At 64.0% G+C, this 13,083-nt stretch carries 14 protein-coding genes; 3 read left to right on the top strand and 11 right to left on the bottom strand.

Going from position 1 to position 13,083, the window contains the following annotated elements:
• Positions 1-6: 6 nt before the first annotated feature.
• The 5 genes from IB256_RS02260 to xerD form a co-directional block, all read right to left on the bottom strand.
• Positions 7-288, bottom strand: a complete 282-nt coding sequence (locus IB256_RS02260; protein ID WP_192291497.1) for a DUF3509 domain-containing protein — start codon at positions 286-288, stop codon at positions 7-9.
• 181 nt (positions 289-469) lie between these two features.
• Positions 470-1,879 carry a threonine synthase gene (thrC, locus tag IB256_RS02255; protein ID WP_138525064.1) on the bottom strand — a complete coding sequence of 470 codons (1,410 nt, stop codon included), beginning with the start codon at positions 1,877-1,879 and terminating at the stop codon, positions 470-472.
• A 51-nt stretch (positions 1,880-1,930) separates the two neighbouring features.
• A complete protein-coding gene (locus IB256_RS02250; protein ID WP_192401137.1) occupies positions 1,931-3,235 on the bottom strand; it encodes a homoserine dehydrogenase in 1,305 nt (434 codons plus the stop codon).
• A 174-nt stretch (positions 3,236-3,409) separates the two neighbouring features.
• Positions 3,410-4,138 carry a disulfide isomerase DsbC N-terminal domain-containing protein gene (locus tag IB256_RS02245; RefSeq protein WP_081515907.1) on the bottom strand — a complete coding sequence of 243 codons (729 nt, stop codon included), beginning with the start codon at positions 4,136-4,138 and terminating at the stop codon, positions 3,410-3,412.
• 224 nt (positions 4,139-4,362) lie between these two features.
• Complete coding sequence (gene xerD / locus IB256_RS02240; protein WP_192401136.1) at positions 4,363-5,259, bottom strand: site-specific tyrosine recombinase XerD; 897 nt, start codon at positions 5,257-5,259, stop codon at positions 4,363-4,365.
• An 89-nt stretch (positions 5,260-5,348) separates the two neighbouring features.
• On the opposite strand from xerD, the gene IB256_RS02235 reads away from it, so the two are divergent.
• Positions 5,349-7,193, top strand: a complete 1,845-nt coding sequence (locus IB256_RS02235) for a cation:proton antiporter (protein WP_081515910.1) — start codon at positions 5,349-5,351, stop codon at positions 7,191-7,193.
• 98 nt (positions 7,194-7,291) lie between these two features.
• Positions 7,292-7,969 (top strand): hypothetical protein, encoded by a 678-nt coding sequence (locus tag IB256_RS02230; protein WP_081515911.1) that lies wholly within the window; start codon positions 7,292-7,294, stop codon positions 7,967-7,969.
• Positions 7,970-8,016: 47 nt separating this feature from the next.
• On the opposite strand, the gene IB256_RS02225 is transcribed toward IB256_RS02230, so the two are convergent.
• From IB256_RS02225 to ffh, 6 genes are all read right to left on the bottom strand, one after another.
• Complete coding sequence (locus IB256_RS02225) at positions 8,017-8,430, bottom strand: acyl-CoA thioesterase (RefSeq protein ID WP_192291503.1); 414 nt, start codon at positions 8,428-8,430, stop codon at positions 8,017-8,019.
• 159 nt (positions 8,431-8,589) lie between these two features.
• Positions 8,590-8,940 (bottom strand): 50S ribosomal protein L19, encoded by a 351-nt coding sequence (rplS, locus tag IB256_RS02220; protein WP_017522234.1) that lies wholly within the window; start codon positions 8,938-8,940, stop codon positions 8,590-8,592.
• Between the two features lie 43 nt (positions 8,941-8,983).
• Positions 8,984-9,727, bottom strand: coding sequence for a tRNA (guanosine(37)-N1)-methyltransferase TrmD (gene trmD, locus IB256_RS02215; protein ID WP_024766884.1), 744 nt, complete (start codon positions 9,725-9,727; stop codon positions 8,984-8,986).
• 3 nt (positions 9,728-9,730) lie between these two features.
• Positions 9,731-10,267: a ribosome maturation factor RimM gene (rimM, locus tag IB256_RS02210; RefSeq protein ID WP_192401133.1), complete on the bottom strand. Its 537-nt coding sequence runs from the start codon at positions 10,265-10,267 to the stop codon at positions 9,731-9,733.
• A 5-nt stretch (positions 10,268-10,272) separates the two neighbouring features.
• Positions 10,273-10,521 carry a 30S ribosomal protein S16 gene (gene rpsP / locus IB256_RS02205; RefSeq protein WP_192291507.1) on the bottom strand — a complete coding sequence of 83 codons (249 nt, stop codon included), beginning with the start codon at positions 10,519-10,521 and terminating at the stop codon, positions 10,273-10,275.
• A gap of 144 nt (positions 10,522-10,665) precedes the next feature.
• Positions 10,666-12,039, bottom strand: coding sequence for a signal recognition particle protein (gene ffh, locus IB256_RS02200; RefSeq protein ID WP_081515914.1), 1,374 nt, complete (start codon positions 12,037-12,039; stop codon positions 10,666-10,668).
• A 221-nt stretch (positions 12,040-12,260) separates the two neighbouring features.
• Between ffh and IB256_RS02195 the strand changes: the two genes are divergently transcribed.
• Entirely contained in the window at positions 12,261-13,061 is an 801-nt protein-coding gene (locus IB256_RS02195; protein WP_192291509.1) for an inner membrane protein YpjD, read from the top strand.
• The last annotated feature ends 22 nt before the right edge of the window (positions 13,062-13,083 follow it).

Raw genomic sequence — 13,083 nt, 5'->3', positions numbered from 1 at the left:
GGTCGATCAGGTGCCGTAGCTCAGCACCTGCGCACGCTGGCGCAATTGGGAAACGACATCGTCCTCCATGCGGCCTTCGGAGATCAGCAGGTCGCGCCGGATGGTCTGCACCGCCTCTTCGCTCTGCTCATGGTCGGACAGGTGCTGGCCTTCGATGACACGCCGCAGAATTACGTCTCCATCGTCGTTGGTGAGGGTCAGAATACGGCCGCCATCGGGGCGTGCCGGGCCCAGGGAGGGAGCGTAGGGAGCGAAGGTCTCGGTCAGCAGGGCGCTCAGCCGGTCCATGTCGTATCTCCTTGTTGCGAAATGAAAAACACGCAGAAAAAGACCGCACGATCGGCGATAAAGTTCGCCGCTCTCAGTACCGTTGGTCATGACGGCATGTTTCATGGCCCTGGCCGAATCCAGATCGCAGGCATGAAAAAGCCCGCCAGGAGGCGGGCTTCTTCGAACGGCGATCCGCGCTTTAGAGCGGTTTGCCGCGGTTGCCGTGGGCGCTGACGAAGGCCTGGACCTTGGCCAGTTCGTTCGGCAGCACGGTGCAGCGTTCTTCACGCTGGAAGAGGTCGGTCAGGTGCGCCGGCAGTGCCGGAACGGCCTCGATACCGGCCTTTTCCACAGCTTCCGGGAACTTGACCGGATGCGCGGTACCCAGGGTGACCATGGGCACGGACAGGCTGCGGCGGCACTCGCGGGCAGCACGTACGCCGATAGCGGTGTGCGGGTCCAGCAGCTCGCCCGACTCGGCGAAGACCTGGGCGATGGTCTCGCAGGTTTCCTCGTCGCTCACCGCCAGCGAATCGAACAGGCGGCGCGCTTCGGTCCAGCGGTCATCCTCGACGGCCAGCTTGCCGGTGGCCTTGAAGTTGTCCATCAGCTCGGCGACTGCCTTGCCGTTGCGACCGTGCAGGTCGAACAGCAGGCGCTCGAAATTGGACGAGACCATGATGTCCATGGACGGCGACAGCGACGCGTGCAGGGTGTCCTTGTCGTAGCGGTTGCCGGACATGAAGCGGTGCAGGATGTCGTTGCGGTTGGTCGCGACGATCAGTTGGCTGACCGGCAGGCCCATGTTCCGCGCCAGGTAGCCGGCGAAGATGTCGCCGAAGTTGCCGGTGGGCACCGAGAAGGCCACGGAGCGGGCTGGCGCGCCGAGCTGCAGGGCGGCGTGGAAGTAGTAGACGATCTGGGCCATGATCCGTGCCCAGTTGATCGAGTTCACCGCCACCAGACGGGTGCCTTTCAGGAAGCCCTGGTCGGCGAAGCTAGCCTTGACCATCTCCTGGCAGTCGTCGAAGTTGCCTTCGATGGCGATGTTGTGGATGTTCTCGCCGAGGATGGTGGTCATCTGACGGCGCTGCACCTCGGACACACGGTTGTGCGGGTGCATGATGAAGATGTCGACGTTCTCGCAGGCCTTGCAGCCTTCGATGGCGGCCGAGCCGGTGTCGCCGGAGGTGGCGCCCATGATCACCACGCGCTCTCCGCGCTTGGTCAGCACATGGTCGAGCAGGCGGCCCAGCAGTTGCAGGGCGAAGTCCTTGAAGGCCAGGGTCGGACCGTGGAACAGCTCCAGCACCCACTCGTTGCCGTTGAGCTGACGCAGCGGCGCCACGGCGTTGTGGGCGAAGACACCGTAGGTCTCTTCGAGGATCTTCTTGAAGTCGGCATCGGAGATGCTGCCGGCAACGAACGGGCGCATCACGCGGAAGGCCAGTTCGTGGTACGGCAGGCCGGCCCAGGAGGCAATCTCTTCCACGGTGAAGCGCGGCAGGTTTTCCGGCACGTAGAGGCCGCCATCGCTGGCGAGGCCGGCGAGCAGGACGTCTTCGAAGTTCAGCGCGGGCGCCTGGCCGCGGGTACTGATGTAACGCATGGTGTGAAACCTTCGGGTTGGCGGCGGCGCACAGGCGCCGCCGCGTTCGATTCAGTTCAGTTGTTCGACGCGGATGCGTACGACATTGCCGACGACGTCATCCAGCGCTTCCAGCGCGGCGATGGCTTCGATGATGCGGGACTCGAGCACGCGGTGGGTAACCAGGATCATCGGCACCAGACCGTCATGCTCTTCGACTTCCATCTGCATGATCGATTCGATGTTGATGCCGCGCTCGGAGAGGATGGTCGCCACCTGGGCCAGTACGCCCGGATGGTCCTTGGCCTGGATGCGCAGGTAGTAGGCGCTTTCGCAGGCATCGATCGTCAGGATCGGGTGGTCGGAGAGCGAGTCCGGCTGGAAGGCCAGGTGCGGTACGCGGTTCTCCGGGTCGGCGGTCATGGCGCGAACCACGTCCACCAGGTCGGCGACCACCGAGGAAGCGGTGGGCTCCATGCCGGCGCCAGCGCCGTAGAACAGCGTGGAGCCAGCAGCGTCGCCATTGACCATGACAGCGTTCATCACGCCGTTCACGTTGGCGATCAGGCGGTCGGCCGGGATCAGGGTCGGGTGTACGCGCAGCTCGATGCCCTTGTCGGTACGGCGGGCGACGCCCAGGTGCTTGATGCGATAGCCCAGGGCCTCGGCGTAGTTCACGTCGGCGGTGGTCAGCTGGGTGATGCCTTCGGTGTAGGCCTTGTCGAACTGCAGCGGAATACCGAAAGCGATGGACGCCAGGATGGTCAGCTTGTGCGCGGCGTCGATGCCTTCGACGTCGAAGGTCGGGTCGGCTTCGGCGTAGCCCAGCGCCTGGGCTTCCTTGAGCACGTCGGCAAAGGCGCGGCCCTTCTCACGCATTTCGGTGAGGATGAAGTTGCCGGTGCCGTTGATGATGCCGGCCAGCCAGTTGATGCGGTTGGCGGCCAGGCCCTCGCGGATCGCCTTGATCACCGGGATGCCGCCGGCCACCGCGGCCTCGAAGGCGACGATGACGCCCTTTTCGCGGGCCTTGGCGAAGATTTCGTTGCCGTGCACGGCGATCAGCGCCTTGTTGGCGGTGACCACGTGCTTGCCGTTCTCGATGGCCTTGAGCACCAGCTCGTGAGCCAGGGTGTAGCCACCGATCAGCTCGATGACCACGTCGATTTCCGGGTTGTTCGCCACGTCGAAGATGTCGGCAGTAATGGGGGTACTGCCGGTTTCACACTTCGGATTGGGGCGACGGGCGGCAATCTGCGCAACCTCGATACCACGCCCGGCACGGCGGGCAATCTCCTCGGCGTTGCGTTTGAGTACATTGAAGGTACCGCCACCGACGGTCCCCAACCCACAGATTCCCACTTTCACCGGTTTCACGCTGAAACTCCCCATGATTACAGCATCGGGGCGCCTGAGACGCCGATGCCCGCAACGAGGCGGGCATGGGAGCAGGCACCATGTCAGAACAGGCGGACTGCCTGCTCCCTAGTCAAAAGGAACCGAACATTACGAAGCGGTTCCGCATTAGTCAATCAGTGCGCAAGCCGCGCCTTACTTGGCTTCCAGAGCCAGCTTGGCGATCTGGCCGGCCGGCTGGTAGCCCGGCAGCAGGGTGCCATCGGCGAGGATGATCGCCGGGGTTCCCTGCACACCGACCATCTGACCCAGAGCGAACTGCGCGTCCACCGGGTTTTCGCACTTGGCGGCCTTCACTTCCTTCTCGTGGAACATGTCGCTCATGGCCGCCTGGCGGTCCTTGGAGCACCACACGGCCTGGAGCTGGGCGTCACCCGGCGAGTTCGGGCCCTGGCGCGGGAAGGCCAGGTAGCGCACTTCGATGCCGCGCTTCTGCAGTTCCGGCACTTCGGCGTGCAGCTTCTGGCAGTACGGGCAGGTGGTGTCGGTGAAGACGGTGATGTGCGCCTTGGTTTCGCCCTTGGCCGGGAACACCACCATGTCCTTGGCGGCGATGGCGTTGATGGTCTTGGCCACACCGGCGCTCTCGGCCTTCTCGGTCAGGTTGGTCGGCTTGCCGTCCTTCACCTGGTAGATGTTGCCCTGTACGACGAACTGGCCGTCGGCGCTGGCATAGAGAATGCGACCGCCCTTGAGCTGCACCTGGTAGATGCCTTCCAGGGGGCCCTTGGAGATGTTCTCGATGGGCAGGTCAGGCTGCAGGGACTGCAGGGTGGTGCGGATCGCCTGGTCCGGCTCGGCCGCCAGAGCGAGGGTGCTGACGAGGCCAAAAGCCGCGGCAGTCAGAAGTCGGGACAAACGCATGGAAAGCTCCTGATGTCAGTCGGCGAAGACTATCACACCGGACCGGCAAGACCGAGCCAAAGGCTGTAGCCGGAAGCTTCGGCGGGAGTAGAGGTTAAGGCCTGGGCCGCAAAGATCGAACAAGGTGTAGACGTCCCTGTCGGTACAGCCTGCCCAGGTTCAGCCCCAGCCCGGCCATCCATGGCCGGGCGTTCGCGGGGCAACGCATGCGTTGCCAGCGCCACTCACCCACGCGGGTGGTGCTGGGCATGCAGGTCCTGCAGACGGGCACGGGCAATGTGCGTGTAGATCTGCGTGGTGGAGAGGTCGCTGTGCCCCAGCAGCATCTGCACCACACGCAGGTCGGCGCCGTGATTGAGCAGATGGGTGGCGAAGGCGTGGCGCAGGGTGTGAGGCGACAGGCTCTTGCCGATGCCGGCGACCTTTGCGTGAAGCTTGATGCGGTGCCAGAAGGTCTGTCGGGTCATCTGCTCGCCGCGCAGGCTGGGGAACAGCACATCGCTCGGCCGGCCAGCCAGCAGATCACCGCGGGCCTCGCGCACGTAGCGCTCGATCCAGCGGATCGCCTCCTCGCCCAGCGGCACCAGGCGCTCCTTGCTGCCCTTGCCGAGCACGCGCACCACACCCTGACGCAGATTCACCTGCTCCAGGGTCAACCCGACCAGCTCGCTCACGCGCAGCCCGCAGGCGTACAGGACCTCGAGCATGGTGCGGTCGCGCAGGCCGAGCGGGTCGTCGGTCTCCGGCGCCGCCAGCAGGGCTTCGACGTCCGATTCCGACAGCGACTTGGGCAGCGGCTTGCCCAACTGCGGCAACTCCACCAGCAGGGTCGGGTCCTCGGTAATCAGGTTCTCGCGCAGGCAATAACGGTAGAAACCGCGCAACCCGGACAGGAAACGGGCCGTGGAACGTGCCTTGTAGCCCTCACCCAGGCGCCAGGCCAAGTGATCGAGAATCACATCGCGACCGGCCGACTCCAGCGCAACGCTGCGCTCGTCGAGCCAGCCATTGAACAGCGCAAGGTCACTGCCATAGGCACTGCGGGTGTTGTCGGACAGGCCCTTCTCCAACCAGAGGGCATCGAGGAAGCGGTCGATCAGAATATGGGGAACCGGGGTCATTTCAGGCCAGAGCTAAGGAAATTACGGCGCGAGTAGTCTTTCATAGACTCCATCACCCTCACCACTCTTGCGCAGGATGTCGCCGCTCCATGGATGAACACAGCACCTACTACGCCCTCGCCGGCATCGGCGCCGCCTCCCTCGCCAGCCAGTGGCTGGCCTGGAGACTTCGCCTGCCGGCGATCCTGTTCCTGCTGCTGACCGGCATCCTGGTGGGGCCAGTCCTTCACCTGCTATCGCCGGAGATGCTGTTCGGCCCACTGCTGTTTCCGCTGGTGTCGCTGGCGGTCGCCCTCGTGCTGTTCGAAGGCAGCCTGACCCTGCACCTGGACGAGTGGAAGGAAATCGGCACGGTGGTGCGACGCATGGTCACCGTCGGCGCCCTGCTCACCTGGGGCGTGATCGCCCTGGCGACCCACTATCTGCTGGACTTCACCTGGGAGATGGCGCTGCTGTTCGGCACCCTCACCCTGGTCACAGGCCCGACGGTGATCGTCCCCATGCTGCGCGTGGTGCGCCCCAACGCCACCATCGCCAACATCCTGCGCTGGGAAGGCATCGTCATCGACCCCATCGGCGCCCTGCTCGCGGTGGTGGTCTACACCTTCATCGCCGCCAGCGACAGTGGCTCGGGCTGGACCGACAGCCTGCTGACCTTCTTCAGCGTGATCGGCACCGGCATCGTCGCCGGCCTGCTGGGCGGCCAGACCCTGGGCGTGGCGCTGCGCCGCCACTGGCTGCCGGACTACCTGCACAACCTGGCGTCGCTGTCCGTGGTGCTGGGCCTGTTCGTGCTCTCCAACACGCTGATGTCCGAATCCGGGCTGCTGGCGGTGACCGTCATGGGCCTGCGCCTGGCCAATATGAAGGGCGTCGACGTTCGCCAGATCCTGCACTTCAAGGAAAACCTCAGCGTGCTGCTGATCTCCGGCCTCTTCGTGCTGCTCGCCGCGCGACTGGACCTCTCGGCACTGCTGGGGCTGGGTCCGATCGCCCTGCTGGTACTGGCGCTGATCCAGTTCGTCGCCCGACCGCTGAACGTACTGGTTTCCACCGCAGGCTCATCACTCAACTGGCGCGAGCGCGCACTGCTCAGCTGGATAGCTCCGCGCGGCATCGTCGCAGCGGCCGTCTCGGCGATCTTCGCGATTCGCCTGCAGGAAGCCGGCCACGCCCAGGCCGGCGTGCTGGTGCCGCTGACTTTCCTGGTGATCATCGGCACGGTGATCCTGCAAAGCGCGACCGCCCGCCCCCTGGCGCGCCTGTTGAAGGTGGCCGAGCCGGTGCCCACCGGGTTCCTCATCATCGGCGCCAACCCCGTGGCCCGCGCCGTCGGCACCGGGCTGCAGAATGCCGGGGTGAAGGTGCTGCTCACCGACTCCAGCTGGGAGAACACCCGCGCGGCACGCATGGAGCACCTGCCGACCTACTTCGGCAACCCCGCCTCGCAGCACGCGGAGGCCCATCTCGACCTGATCGGCCTGGGCCATCTGCTGGCACTGTCGCCCAACGCCGAACTGAACGCCCTGATGTGCATGAGCTTCCGCCACGAATTCAGTCCGCGCCACCGCTTCATCCTGCCCTCCAGCCAGGACAGCCGTCGCAGCGAGAAGCACCGGGTCAGCGACCGCCATCGCGGTCATCCGCTGGGCCAGAGTCTCGTCACCTACCCGCAGATGGCCGGGCTGATCGCCCGCGGCGCGGAAGTCCGCTCGACACTGCTCAGCGACAACTTCGGCTGGGACGAATACCAGGCGCAGCATGGCCAGCGTGCCCTGCTGCTGTTCGCCCGTGACCCCAGTGGCCGGCTGCACATAGCCAGCCCCGAGCAACCGCTTGCCCCTGCCAGCGGCTGGACGGTGATCGCGCTGATCGAAGAAGAGGCGGAGACCGCCGTGAGTAAGAACGACACCGTGCAGGCTCTGACAACCTGACGACCGGCCATGTCAGCCTATCTTTAGGCTGGTGACAGAATGTGTCCGAAAGACAATGATTGCACCACGCCATCATAGCGCCCCACGAAGCCCATGCCATGCCTAGCCAACAGAACTCCCGCCTCGGTCAGATCCTTGTCACCAAGGGCCTGATCACCTCCCATCAGCTGGATAAGGCCATCCAGCTCCAGCTCACCAACGGACTGCGCCTGGGCGAAACCCTGATCCAGCAGGGCTGGATCAGCGAGCGCCAGCTCGGCCGCGCGCTGAAGAAGCAGAACAACCTGCGCCTGGCGGCGACATTGGTCGCCGCCCTGCTCAGCCCGTTCCAGCTGGCCAGCGCCGACGTGCAGCGCCAGGCACCGACGAGCATCACCCGCCACGAAGCGCCCAAGGGCCTCAAGCCCCTGAGCGACCGCGAGATGAGCGACGTCAGCGCCCAGGGTTTCGACGACACCCTGCAGAGCCTGCTGGTCAGTGCCGAGAGCGGCGATGGCGTCGGCGCCATCAAGCAGCTGTCGCGCCTCGTGATGCCGGTGGTCGACAGCCTCGATGCCGAGACCTCGCTGCATGACGTGCAGTACGACACCGCGCACGCTTCCTCGTCCCTGAACCCGGATGGCTCGATCAACGTACGCCTGCCCAGCTCCATCGGCGAGGTACGCTTCGACAACATCCGCGTCGCCGGCGCACCCAAGACCCAGAGCATGGGCAGCCTGAGCCTGCAGAACATCGACCTGTCCCAGGCTTCGCTGAAGATCAGCCTGCGTCACTGAAGGCGAGCCATCACGCAAGAAGGCGCCCGCGGGCGCCTTCTTGCGTTTCAGGCCTCGAAACCGGGCAGGACCGGTACCGGGCGCTTCTCGTCGTCGATAGCGACGAAGCTGAACAGCCCGTGGATGGCCTTCTCGCGGCCGTCGGCGGACATGCTCTCGACGAACACTTCCACCTCGACCTTGAGGCTGGTGTTGCCGACCTTCACTACCCGGCCGATCAGCTCGACGATGGAGCCGGCGGGGATCGGGTGCTTGAAGTCGATGCGGTCGGTGGACACGGTCACCAGCGGCAAACGGCAGAAGCGCGTCGCGGCGATGAACGAGACTTCGTCCATCCAGGCCAGCGCGGTGCCGCCGAACAGGGTGTTGTGATGGTTGGTGGTGGGCGGGAAGATCGCCTTGGTCACGCGGGTTTCGGAAAGCTCCGTACGACGGAGGATTTCCTGGTCTCTGGGGCTCATGCCACTGCTACCTGATGCAATAAGGGTGGCTGCCGGTGCTGCGGATGTTGTGTTTCTAATGCGCTGCCGGGGCAGATGGGACATCCAATTCAAGAGCGAAAAATCACGGGCAAGAAAAAAGCAGCCCGTGGGCTGCTTTTTTCGGGACCAACCGGCGAATTAGGCCAGTTTTTCCTTGATACGAGCTGCCTTGCCGGACAGTTCGCGGAGGTAGTACAGCTTGGCCTTGCGCACGTCGCCGCGACGCTTGACGGAGATGCTGTCAACCAGCGGGCTGTAGGTCTGGAAGGTACGCTCAACGCCTACGCCGTTGGAGATCTTGCGAACGGTGAAAGCACTGTTCAGGCCGCGGTTACGCTTGCCGATGACAACGCCTTCGAAGGCCTGCAGACGCTGACGGTCGCCTTCCTTCACTTTAACCTGGACGATCACGGTGTCGCCGGGGGCGAACGCCGGAATCTCTTTGCTCATCTGTTCAGCTTCGATCTGCTGAATGATCTTGTTGGTCATTTCGTGCTCCTAAGACCTGCGCACGGCGCGGGCCATCGATACGTTAACTATCGTTCCGCTGGCGGATGTATTCCTCCAGCAGCTTTTTCTCTTCTCCAGAAAGCGAGCGGCAATCCAGAAGATCGGCACGTCGTTCCCAGGTCCTGCCTAAGGACTGCTGCAAACGCCAGCGCCGGATGTGTTCGTGGTTGCCGCTGAGCAGCACCTCAGGAACACGTTTGTCTGCGTACACCTCGGGTCGGGTGTAGTGCGGACAGTCGAGCAGGCCATCCGTGAAGGAGTCCTCCTCGGCGGAGTCCACGTGGCCCAGTGCACCGGGCAACAACCGCGTGACCGCGTCAATCAGCACCATGGCCGGAAGCTCACCCCCGGACAGGACGTAATCGCCAACTGACCATTCCTCATCGACATGCTCTTCAATGAAACGCTCGTCGATGCCTTCGTAACGCCCGGCGATCAGGATCAGTCGTTCCTCGTTCGCCAGTTCTTTCACGGCCGCCTGCGTGAGCTTGCGACCTTGCGGCGAGAGGTAGATCACCTTCACCGGTCCGCCTGCGGCTTGCCGGGCATCGCCCAGTGCGCCTTCGAGCGGCTTGATTTTCATCACCATGCCGGGACCACCGCCGAAAGGCCTGTCGTCCACCGTCTGGTGACGGTCCTCGGTGTTGCTTCGCGGGTTGAAGCACTGAAGCTGAATCAGCTCCTGCTTGACCGCGCGACTCGTGATGCCATAGTCGCTGATGGCGCGAAACATCTCGGGAAAGATGCTGATAACCCCTATCCACATGGGCTAGAAGTCCGCGTCCCAGTCCACCCGCATCTCGCCGGCTTCCAGGTCTACCGATTTCACGCACTGATCCGTATACGGGAGCAGGCGTTCACGGTCGTCCAGGCTGCCTGCGCAGGGCTTGACTACCATCACATCGTTGGCGCCGGTCTCCAGCATGTGGTCGAGAATCCCGAACAGTTGCCCGTTCTGGTCGATCACCTTGAGACCTTCCAACTGGCTCCAGTAGAACTCGCCATCGTCCAGCACCGGCAGCTCGCTGCGCGGAACCAGGATTTCGAATTCAGCGAAGGTGCGGGCGATCTCGCGATCATCCAGTCCCTTCAGCTTCGCGACCAGGACATTGCCCTGCACGCGACCTTGGACCAGCTCAGCCTGTCGAACTTCGTTGCCACGCTTGAGCGTCCAGCGGCGATAGTCCAGCAGGTTGTCCAACGGATCGGTAAAGGAATACACCTTCACCTCACCACGAATACCGTGCACCGATACGATCTTGCCGAGAACAACCATCTCCTCGGCGGGAGCAGTATTCGTGTTCATCGATCTCAGGCAGCCTTGGCGGCTTCCTTGATCAGCTGAGCAACACGCTCAGACGGTTGAGCGCCTTGGCTCAGCCAGTAGTTCAGACGCTCCTGGTTGACCGAGAACTTGACTTCGGCGCCAGTGGCGACCGGGTTGAAGAAGCCGACGCGCTCGACGAAACGGCCGTCACGAGCGTTGCGGCTGTTGGTCACGGTCAGGTGATAGAACGGGCGCTTCTTGGAGCCGCCACGAGCCAGACGAATGGTTACCATGCGTACGTTGTTCCTATGGTTTGCTTGCAAAAAAGAAATGCAGCCCTCGGGCACATAGCCCGAAAGGCCGCATATTCTATGAGCTAAAGCCACGCGCCGCAAGCCGCAGCGCGTCCGGCCCGCCAGGCGGCGAGCCGTCTGGCCTCACATCTTGGGCATGCCGCCGGGGAACATGCTCCCCATGCCGCGCATCATCTTGGCCATGCCGCCCTTGGCGGTGACCTTCTTCATCATTTTCTGCATCTGCTTGTGCTGCTTGATGAGGCGACCAACGTCCTGCACCTGGGTACCCGAACCCATGGCGATGCGGCGCTTGCGCGAGCCGCTGATCACTTCCGGATCACGGCGCTCGGCAGGAGTCATGGAGTTGATGATCGCCTCCATCTGCTTGAACTGCTTCTCCGCCGCGTTCTGCGCGTTGCCCATCTGCGACAGGTTGACGCCGCCGAGCATCGGCAGCTTGTCCATGAGGCTGCCCAGGCCGCCCATGTTCTTCATCTGTTGCAGCTGATCGCGGAAGTCTTCCAGGTCGAAGCCCTTGCCCTTCTTGATCTTCTTCGCGAGCTTCTCGGCCTTCTCGCGGTCCATGCTCTGCTCGGCCTGCTCGATCAGGCTGAGCACGTCACCCATGCCGAGGATGCGCGAGGCCACGCGATCGGGGTGGAACGGATCGAGCGCCTCGCTCTTCTCGCCCATGCCAAGGAACTTGATCGGCTTGCCGGTGATGGCGCGCACGGACAACGCAGCACCGCCACGGGCATCGCCGTCGACCTTGGTCAGCACCACGCCGGTCAGCGGCAGCGCATCATTGAAGGCCTTGGCGGTATTGGCGGCGTCCTGGCCGGTCATGGCGTCGACCACGAACAGGGTTTCCACCGGCTTGATCGCCGCGTGGACCTGCTTGATCTCGTCCATCATGTCGGCGTCGATGTGCAGACGGCCGGCGGTGTCGACGATCACCACGTCGATGAACTTCAGCTTGGCTTCGCGGATCGCCGCTTCGGCGATGGCGACCGGCTTCTGGCTGGTGTCGGACGGGAAGAAGGTCACGTCCAGGTCGTTGGCCAGGGTTTCCAGCTGTTTGATCGCCGCCGGACGGTAGACGTCGGCGGACACCAGCAGCACGGACTTTTTCTTGCGCTCTTTCAGGAAGCGCGCCAGCTTGCCGGCGGTGGTGGTCTTGCCCGCGCCCTGCAGGCCGGCCATCAGGATGACCGCCGGCGGGGCTGCTGCGAGGTCGAGGTCCTCGTTGGCCGCGCCCATCAGCTCGACCAGTTCTGCCTGGACGATCTTCACGAAGGCCTGGCCCGGGGTCAGGCTCTTGGAAACTTCGGTGCCGACCGCGCGATCCTTGATCTTGGCGACGAAGTCCTTGACCACCGGCAGGGCCACGTCGGCTTCCAGCAGGGCCATCCGCACTTCGCGGAGCGTGTCCTTGATGTTGTCCTCGGTCAGCTTGGCCTTGCCGGTGACGTGGCGCAGCGTTTGCGAGAGGCGATCTGTAAGGTTTTCGAACATGCGCGTTCCTAATCAGGCCCGGTCGGACCAGGGTTTGGCTTGTCAGCAAGCCGCCGATTATAACCAAGTGCGGCCAACGCCAACACCGCCGATGATCCCGATGTGACGGACCGCTTCGCAGGCCAGTAGCGAACTGTTCTCAGCGGCTTTCTAGGCGCGGGCGATCTGTGCCAAACTCAGCACCTTTCGGGTCCCCCGTCGAAGGACTGTTCCAAGGACTTATGCAACCTCTGCTGCCCAGCCTGATCGCCGCCGTCCTTTATATCGGCACCACCGCCTACCAGGGCGCAAGCCTGGCCCGCCGCACCCCGCCGCAGAAACCGCTGCTCCTCCTGCTGGGCCTGGTCGCCCTGCTCTGCCAGGCGTACAGCCTGAGCCAGGAGCTGCTGACGCCCGCGGGCCTGGCGCTGGACTTCTTCAACGCCGCCAGCCTGATCTCCGCCGCGGTTACCGCCCTGACCCTGCTGGCGTGCCTGCGCATCCCGGTGCACAACCTGCTGATCTTCCTTTATCCGCTCGGCGCGCTGACCACCCTGCTGGCCGTGCTGATGCCCCACGGCACCATCGAGCCGATCAACGAGCAGCCCGGCATCCTCGCCCACATCCTGCTGTCGATCCTGGCCTATGGCCTGCTGACCATCGCCGTGGTCCAGGCGCTGCTCCTGCTGGTGCAGGACCATCAGCTCAAGCACAAGCACCCGTCGGGCCTGATCCGCAACTTCCCGCCGCTGCAGACCATGGAAAGCCTGCTCTTCGGCTTCCTCTGGGGCGGCTGGTCGCTGCTCTCGCTGTCGCTGATCTCCGGCTGGCTGTTCGTCGACAACCTGTTCGCCCAGCATCTGGCGCACAAGACCATCCTCTCCTGCTTCGCCTGGGTGGTATTCGGCGTACTGCTGTGGGGCCGCCACCAGCTCGGCTGGCGCGGCCACAAGGCGATCCGCTGGACCCTCGCGGGTTTCTGCCTGCTGATGCTGGCCTACTTCGGCAGCAAGCTGGTCAAGGAATTCATCCTGCACATCTGACGCTAACGGCGGCGCCCGAGCG

The sequence above is a fragment of the Pseudomonas sp. PDM17 genome, assembly GCF_014851985.1.
Classification (GTDB): Bacteria; Pseudomonadota; Gammaproteobacteria; order Pseudomonadales; family Pseudomonadaceae; genus Pseudomonas.
Note: the sequence above shows the minus strand (reverse complement) of the source record. Positions and strands in the feature narration are given on the sequence as shown.